This is a genomic window from Methyloglobulus sp. (assembly GCF_046714055.1).
In the GTDB taxonomy this organism is placed as follows: domain Bacteria; phylum Pseudomonadota; class Gammaproteobacteria; order Methylococcales; family Methylomonadaceae; genus Methyloglobulus.
Map to the genome: position 1 here is coordinate 1 of NZ_JBKKBJ010000255.1, position 7,232 is coordinate 7,232.

Annotated in this window: 6 protein-coding genes; 2 read left to right on the top strand and 4 right to left on the bottom strand. The window is 48.7% G+C overall.

Annotated elements, in window-relative coordinates; genetic code table 11:
- The coding region (locus tag ACLQ6D_RS15145) for a hypothetical protein (RefSeq protein WP_411728148.1) at positions 1-374 on the top strand (374 nt) is incomplete at its 5' end.
- 82 nt (positions 375-456) lie between these two features.
- Here the strand turns inward: ACLQ6D_RS15145 and fdhF are convergent.
- Together fdhF and ACLQ6D_RS15155 are read right to left on the bottom strand one after the other, a co-directional pair.
- Positions 457-3,231 carry a formate dehydrogenase subunit alpha gene (gene fdhF / locus ACLQ6D_RS15150; RefSeq protein ID WP_411728149.1) on the bottom strand — a complete coding sequence of 925 codons (2,775 nt, stop codon included), beginning with the start codon at positions 3,229-3,231 and terminating at the stop codon, positions 457-459.
- A gap of 31 nt (positions 3,232-3,262) precedes the next feature.
- A complete protein-coding gene (locus ACLQ6D_RS15155) occupies positions 3,263-4,957 on the bottom strand; it encodes an NAD(P)H-dependent oxidoreductase subunit E (RefSeq protein ID WP_411728150.1) in 1,695 nt (564 codons plus the stop codon).
- A gap of 298 nt (positions 4,958-5,255) precedes the next feature.
- Here ACLQ6D_RS15155 and ACLQ6D_RS15160 point away from each other — a divergent pair, with 298 nt between their 5' ends.
- A complete protein-coding gene (locus tag ACLQ6D_RS15160) occupies positions 5,256-6,215 on the top strand; it encodes a GNAT family N-acetyltransferase (protein ID WP_411728151.1) in 960 nt (319 codons plus the stop codon).
- 11 nt (positions 6,216-6,226) lie between these two features.
- Here ACLQ6D_RS15160 and ACLQ6D_RS15165 read toward each other — a convergent pair whose 3' ends face one another.
- Both ACLQ6D_RS15165 and msrB read right to left on the bottom strand, forming a co-directional pair.
- On the bottom strand, positions 6,227-6,769 hold the full coding sequence (locus ACLQ6D_RS15165) for a hypothetical protein (protein ID WP_411728152.1): 543 nt from the start codon (positions 6,767-6,769) through the stop codon (positions 6,227-6,229).
- Positions 6,770-6,840: 71 nt separating this feature from the next.
- A partial coding sequence (gene msrB / locus ACLQ6D_RS15170) for a peptide-methionine (R)-S-oxide reductase MsrB (protein ID WP_411728153.1) occupies positions 6,841-7,232 on the bottom strand: 392 nt, incomplete at its 5' end.

Sequence of the window (7,232 nt, forward strand, 5' to 3'; positions counted from 1 at the left end):
ATAAAACGAGGGAAGCAGGACGGCTGGGGCAGCCGCAGGCATTGGCGGTCGCGTTAAGTTTTTGCCGCTTGCTTGGGCTGGGATGCCCAAAACAAGCTTTCGCAAAAATAGCGACTCCCTTCGTTTATTGCAAGCTAAGTTTCACAATTGATGCCACCAACAAAGATCAAGATTGCACGGACGTACAGCTTGTAAATTGTATGGCCGTAAGTGCGGATACCGGTCACGGTCACGGGTTCAGTCGGATGAGAAACCAGTTCTTAACTTCGAATATAGCAGCAAAATCATATATTGAAGGCAGATCAGATGATTTCGAGGTTAAGGAAGTAGCCAGTGTAATTACGTTCACCCTTCCGGAGCCTTGTACCGCTTAGGTTGGGCTAGGTAACGAAGCCCAACGCATGAATGTCACAATTGTTGGGGTTCACAAGTTCGCCCTAAGCAACGAGAAATCAACTAACTAATCCGCCTAGCCAGCATCCCACCCGCCGAGGCCCTGACCGCGCAGAACTTGAATTCCGGTATTTTTGCGGAAGGGTCTAGCGCATCGTTGGTGAGCAAGTTGGCATTGGCTTCGTTATAGCAGAATGCCATGAACACATTACCTTTTTGCATAGCATTATCTGAGCGGGCATAAGCGGTAATCTTGCCTCGCCGTGACTCTATAGTAATCAGTTCTCCCGCTGCGACACCCAGATTGCTCAAGTCTTCTGGATTAAGATTAACCACGGGATCGGGTTCAATGGCATCCAAGGTAACCGAATGGCGCGTCATGCTGCCTGTATGCCAGTGTTCGAGCTGGCGACCGGTGATGAATACCAGAGGATAATCATCATCAGGCAACTCGTCAGCGTGGATATATTCGGCAGGGACAAACTTGCCCCTGCCCGATGGCGTTGGGAAACCATCAGTAAAGATAATCGGTTGTCCAGGGTCACCAACGTTTTCCAGCGGATAAGTCAAAGAGTCTTCACGTTCAAGCCGTTCCCAGGTCATCCCTGCAATACTGGTCATCGCCTGACGCATTTCATTGAATACATCTTCAGGGCCGCTATAATTCCAGTTACAACCCAAACGGTTAGCCACTTCCTGAATAATCCAAAGATCTTGTTTGGCCTCGCCGGGCGGATTAACCGCTTGTCTTCCTATTTGCACCCGCCTGTCGGTGTTCGAAAAGGTTCCGGTTTTTTCGTAGAACGTCGAAGCAGGCAGGATCACATCTGCAAAACCGGCAGTTTCTGTGAGGAAAATGTCCTGAATAACTAAATGTTCCAGTGCCGCAAAGGCTTCGCGTACATGGTTCTGGTTGGGATCAGACATGGCAGGATTTTCACCTTCAACGAACATGCCAAACACTTCGTGGTGTAAAATTGCATGTATCATTTCCACAGTGGTCAAGCCGCGTTTTGAATCCAGTTTGACGCCCCATAATTTTTCATACTTGGCCTGATAAGCGGGATTATCAACAGGCTCGTAATCAGGATAAACCATAGGAATCAGGCCCACATCGGATGCGCCTTGCACGTTGTTTTGTCCGCGTAATGGGTGCAAACCGGTACCCGGCCTGCCAATTTGCCCCGTCATCAAAGCCAAGGCAATCAAACAGCGGGCGTTATCTGTGCCGTGTATGTGCTGGGATATGCCCATACCCCAAAAGATCATGGAAGCTTTTGAAGTTGCGTAAAGTCTGGATACTTCACGTATCGTATTGGCATCTATGCCGCAAATGGGCGCAACATAGTCAGGCGAATAGTGTTTGAGATGTCCGCGCATAGCCTCAAAACCTTCGGTGTATTTGGCAATATACTCATCATTTTGTAGGCCTTCTTCAAGAATAACGTACATAAGACTATTAAGCAGCGCGACATCGGTATCGGGGCGGAACTGCAAAACGTGGCTGGCATATTTGGCTATATCCGTCCTGATGGGGTCAATCAGGATGATCTTCGCACCTTTTGCGGCGGCATTTTTCATGAACGTAGCGCCAACCGGGTGGTTAACCGTTGGATTTGAGCCGATGATGATAATGACTTCGGCCTTAGCCACATCAGCAACTGGATTGGATACCGCACCGGAACCTATACATTCCAGTAGCGCAACCACGGATGAAGCGTGGCAAAGCCGGGTGCAATGATCGACATTATTCGAACCAAAACCCGTACGCACCAGTTTTTGGAACAGATAAGCCTCTTCATTGCTGCCTTTAGCCGAACCTAAACCGGCAAGGGCTTTTTTACCTTTTTCATCGCGGATTTTTTTCAGTCCATTGGCTGCAAAATCCAGGGCTTCTTCCCAACTTGCCTCACGGAAAACGCTGTCCAAGTCTTTCGGATCAAGCAACGTCGTAGTCTTCGCCACGCCTACCCGCCTGATTAACGGCTTGGTCAAGCGCAATGGGTTGTCGATATAGTTAAACCCATAGCGGCCTTTCACACAAAGGCGCAGATGGTTAGTGAACCCGTCCCTGCCCTCGGTATACAATATCTTGTTATCCTTGATATGGTACTTGATCAGGCAACCCACACCGCAATAAGGGCAGGTGGAATCGACTGTTTTGTCAGGCACTTGCAAGCCCACGTTGTTCGCTGGCATCAGCGCACCGGTCGGACAGGCTTGTACGCACTCCCCACAACCCACGCAACTGCTCGCACCCATCGGATCGGCAATATCGAAAACGATTTCCGAATGGGCGCCACGGTTAGCGTAACCGATCACATCATTCATTTGCGATTCGCGGCAAGCCCTGACGCAGCGCGTGCATTGGATACAGGCATCCAGATTAACCGCAATCGCGGGGTGTGATAAATCGGCAACAGGCTGGGTGCGGCTTTTAAATCGAGGCACACCCACGTTCAACTTTTCCGCCCATAAATCCAGTTCTGAATCCAGCTTATAAGGTGATTTACCCTGCTCAGGCATATCTGACTTGAGCAATTCCAGCACCATTTTTTGCGATTTTATGGCCCGTTCGCTTTGTGCCTGGATTTTCATGCCTTCAGTTGGTGTACGGCAACAAGAAGGCGCCAGTACCCGTTCGCCGTCGATTTCCACCACGCACACACGGCAATTACCGTCTGGACGTAAGCTTTCCGTGTAACATAGATACGGGATTTCCTTGCCGTGCCGCTTGGCAATCTGCAAAATGGTTTCGCCCTGATATCCGGACATATTCTCGCCGTCCAGGGTAAAATTGATTTCGGGCTTGTTGATGTATTCTGGATTGGCAGCCATAGCTCTTACTCTCTTTACTTAGTGCTGAGGATTATTGCAATTCGTCCGGGAAGTATTTGATCACGCAACGCAACGGGTTGGGCGCAGCCTGTCCTAAACCGCAGATGGAGGCATCGACCATAACGGATGACAGTTCTTCCAACAAATCCTTATCCCACACATCCTGCTCCATCAGGCTTACGGCTTTAGCCGTACCCACCCGGCACGGAGTGCATTGTCCGCAGGACTCGTCCTCGAAAAATTTCATCGCATTCAAGGCCAGTTGTCTGGCGCTATCGTGTTTGGAAAAAATAACCACGGCGGCTGAACCGATAAAACAACCGTATTTGTTCAAGGTATCAAAATCCAATGGGATATCGCCCATAAACGCTGGCAAAATCCCGCCGGATGCGCCGCCTGGGAAGTAGCCATAAAACTCGTGGCCTTCTAGCATACCGCCGCAATATTCGGCTATCAGTTCCCTTACCGTGATACCTGCCGGTGCCAGATGAACTCCCGGCTTGTTGACGCGACCTGATACGGAAAAAGACCGCAAGCCTTTACGTTCGTTCCTGCCGTGTGAGGTGAACCATTCCGGCCCTTTTTCAATAATGTCCCTGACCCAATAGCAGGTTTCCATATTGTGTTCCAGCGTCGGTCTGCCAAACAGCCCAACCTGGGCAAGAAAAGGCGGTCTCAAACGGGGCATACCGCGCTTGCCCTCAATAGATTCAACCATTGCCGATTCCTCACCGCATATATAAGCGCCCGCGCCTCGACGCAGGTGGATCGGCGGCAACTTATGCTCGGTTGAAGGTGGATTGTTTTGTAATGCAGCAATTTCTTTGGTCAGGATTTCCCGGCAACCCGCGTATTCATCACGCAGGTAAACATAAATTTCATCGCAACCCACTGTTAAGGCAGCGATAACCATGCCTTCGAGAAAACGGTGCGGGTCTTGTTCCAAGTAATGACGGTCTTTAAATGTCCCCGGCTCGCCTTCGTCTATGTTTACGGCCATCAGCCTCGGGCCAGCAAAACCCTTGACGATTCGCCATTTCTTACCAGCGGGAAAACCTGCGCCACCCAAACCGCGCAAACCGGAACTCTCCATTTTTTGCAGGATGCTTTCGGGTTCAATCTGCCCTTCCAGCAGGTTTTTAAGGGTCTGATAACCGCCGTCGGCCTTATATTGGGCTAAATTAATGTATTGCGTAATCTTGGCTTGTGTATCCTTGTTGTCCACAGCCGTTTTGACAGCTTCCGTGGTCGCATGGTCGATGGGATTTTGCCCCACTACCGCAACAGGCGCATGTTGACAACGGCCTACGCAGGGCACTTTTTGTACCCTAACCCCATCACCCAGGCCATTTTCCAAGTCATGAATCAAATCATGAGCTCCTGACATTGCACAGGCCAAAGACTCACAGACCCTGACCGTCAAAGCGGCTGGCGCTTGCTGTCCTTCCTTGACGACATCAAAATGGTGATAAAAAGACGCGACCTCAAAAACCTCGGCTGTTGCCAGATTCATTTCATGGGCAAGCGCGACCAGATGTTTGGTTGAAAGCTGCTGATACCTATCCTGAATTTTGTGTAAGTGTTCGATCAACAAATCCTTTTGCCGGGATTCCGAACCCAGCAGCGCCCGAACTTCCCGCAAAGAACCCAAGTCGATGGCGTGGCCTTTTGGCCCCTTACGTTTTTTCAGGTTAATCTGTTCAGGGGTGATCTTTATAACTGCCACACGCCATTTCCTCCGGGTTGTAGGGTTTTTGCCGATCTACTGCCAATCTCACGCCTTATTGACAACAATAATACAAGAGGCAATCTTATACAGTAATGGCAATAGCCGTTTCAAGTAGTCATTATAACGGTTTATAGACAACACAAAAACAGCTTATAGTTCAGCCTGATTAGAATTTTCCATAAAAACTGGATAAACGGTCTATATTTCTAGTTGATTGTAATCGTGATTTAAAAACAGTTTTTAAATTCAAGGAATATTGAAGCACTGCCAAACCCTGCAACCCTTTAATCAAGTTATGAATATTTCCGATTTCCGTGTTGAACCCGCCGATTATCAGGTCGATTTTGACGAACTTCGTACCTTGCGTGAAGCCGTGTTTATTGTCGAACAAAACATACCTAAAGAAGTGGAATTCGACACTGTTGATCCAGACTGTTACCACTTGATCGCCCGCGACAACCAGCATCAAGCCATCGGTACAGGCAGGCTGACACCTGACCATAAAATAGGCCGTATGGCTGTGCTGGAAACATGTCGTGGGAAAGGTGTCGGCGAAGCTTTATTGCTAGCCCTGATTGATAAGGCACTTAAATTGGGATGGACTGAGTTGATGCTCAATGCACAAACCACTGTGTCAGGATTTTACGGAAAATACGGTTTTGTCAAAGAAGGCGATGTTTTTATGGAAGCCAATATCTCTCATCAGATCATGAGGTTGTGTTTAGAACCGGTAAGCAAATCTAGCCGCCCTGTCCCAAAACCGCAAGACTCCTTAGTAGAAATCAGCGAGACCAAAACCTTGGAGGGCACGTTATCTGCTATCCTTCAGCTTATTGGCAAGGCACGCCGACAAATCTGCATCTATAGCCCAGATCTGGAACATGTTTTGTATGGACGGGCAGAGATTGTTGAAGCCCTCAAACAATTTGCTATTAACAGCAGTGGCGGCAACGTGCTGATTATTGTGCAAGATACCCTGGCGGTACGCAGCCAGCCACATCCTTTGTTGGATCTGGCGCAGCGGCTGCCGTCTGCATTTTTATTCCGCACACCCGTCGAGGCTGACGACCTGCAATATCCATCGGCCTATATTATTAATGACCGTGATGGTTATCTATTCCGTCAGCAAAGCAGCCATTATCGAGGTGTCTGGAGTCCGACCTTGCCCGCCCGTAACCGTCAACTCGCAGAAGAATTCGAGCGCGTGTGGCAACGTTGCCGACCCTGCACTGAGCTTCGGGCGTTAGGTTTGTAGCCATGAGCTAATCACTTTTCTTGATTGTCCAGCGATACTGGCGAAACCCTTTGTTCAACACGGATAACCGCCCTGTTAAGCACCGCGAGGTTGTTCTCTTCAACAATCTGTATGCCCATGGTGTAAAAAATAGGCATCCAGAGCGGATTGATTAACACCCCGCCCATCGCGCTTTTACCAAATCGTTTGAGATTTTTTAACGGGTTATAGGATTCGCTCAACGAACACATGGGTTGTTCAACAAAAACCCTGCAAATAGGATTCAATTTGGTCTGCTCAAAACTATTCAATTGTTCCAATGATGCCAGAAGTTTGCGTTCCATCGTGTGATAATTCATGCGTGCCAAGCTTGAGGTAATGGCAAACGTAAGGGCAACCAGAGGCAAAATGACAGTTGGTGGGGCAACAGGTGCGAATGAGGAAGACAACATGACGATACCCAAACCTAGCATGAGAATATCTTCGCCCCACTCCACATCCCGGTCAATACCTTTGACAACGGTGGCAGCGGTACAATTAGAATGACCCGTCAAATAATGTTGCTTTTGCTTCATGAATTTCTCCTACTGCAAGCTACTACTTGGTATAACTTTTACCTGGGTGTGTCAATAAGGGTTGTAGCACTTCATTTATGAGGGGCATTAGACTTAAAGAGAGGCAAAAACTCCCCATAGCCCGACTTTTCCAAGTCTTCCACAGGAATAAACCGTAACGCCGCCGAATTCATGCAATAGCGCAATCCCGTCGGTTTCGGGCCGTCATCAAACACATGGCCCAAATGCGAATCACCAAAATGGCTGCGTACTTCAGTACGTTTTGAAAATAATGAAAAATCATTCTTTTCGGTAATATGCTCTTTTACCAGCGGCTTGGAAAAACTCGGCCAGCCGGTGCCGGAATCGAATTTATCTAGCGATGAAAACAGCGGCTCCCCACTGACAACATCGACATATATCCCATCCCTTTTTTCGTCCCAGTACGTATTTTTGAACGGGGGTTCCGTACTTTCTTCCTGCG

What these genes read in the sequence shown, in the direction of transcription:
- fdhF (WP_411728149.1), bottom strand. Translation starts at nt 3,231, where the DNA reads ATGGCTGCCAATCCAGAATACATCAACAAGCCCGAAATCAATTTTACC.
- ACLQ6D_RS15160 (WP_411728151.1), top strand. Translation starts at nt 5,256, where the DNA reads ATGAATATTTCCGATTTCCGTGTTGAACCCGCCGATTATCAGGTCGAT.
- ACLQ6D_RS15165 (WP_411728152.1), bottom strand. Translation starts at nt 6,769, where the DNA reads ATGAAGCAAAAGCAACATTATTTGACGGGTCATTCTAATTGTACCGCT.